Origin of the sequence: Mesorhizobium sp. M1A.F.Ca.IN.020.06.1.1 (genome assembly GCF_004023265.1) — a bacterium.
Taxonomy (GTDB): Bacteria; Pseudomonadota; Alphaproteobacteria; order Rhizobiales; family Rhizobiaceae; genus Mesorhizobium.
In genome coordinates this window covers 1-581 of sequence record NZ_RZSR01001690.1, presented here as the reverse complement: position 1 = coordinate 581, position 581 = coordinate 1, and the positions used below count along the sequence as shown (strand labels likewise).

Genomic DNA, 581 nt, shown 5'->3' with positions numbered 1-581 from the left:
GTTCTTGCATTTCGTAAAACAAGTCGTATGGCTTGTGGCTTGCAAGGATCTCTTCACATTCTTTATCCCCCCAGCTTATGCGCCTTTCAGCACCGCTCCGAGCATTAGCTTCCTGACCTCCCGTGAGCCACTCCCCGGCATAGCTCGCCTGAAACATTCCGCCCAAAAAGAAGCCGTCATGGACGGTCGAGGCTCCAGCCATGACGATGGCCTTTAAGTGCGGCGGCTGTTCCGCACCAACAAGGTAGCTCATGATGGCAGGATTTGAGTTTCCGATCATGCCGACGTTGCCCGTGCTCCACGGCTGCACTCCAGCCCATTCCACGATCTGGGCGCCATCGGGCCCTTCGTTCGGTCTGTACGGAGCGAAGTTGACTCCTTCGGAGCATCCAGTACCTCGAGCGGTCGCACCGACAACCGCATAACCCGCCTCCAAGAACTGCTTCGCAGTTTGAAACGACATCCCGCTATCACCGTAGAGTGAATACTGGAGCAACACAGGGTAGCGCCCTTCTTTGTGCGGCCGCCAGACAACAACCGCTAATCGGTCCCCGTCTTTCATTCGTACATAGCCATGCTCC

Annotated in this window: 1 protein-coding gene; it reads right to left on the bottom strand. The window is 56.5% G+C overall.

Annotated elements, in window-relative coordinates; all coding sequences use genetic code 11:
* The coding region (locus EOA60_RS36375) for a CocE/NonD family hydrolase (protein WP_245502725.1) at nt 1–562 on the bottom strand (562 nt) is incomplete at its 3' end.
* Nucleotides 563–581 lie beyond the last annotated feature (19 nt).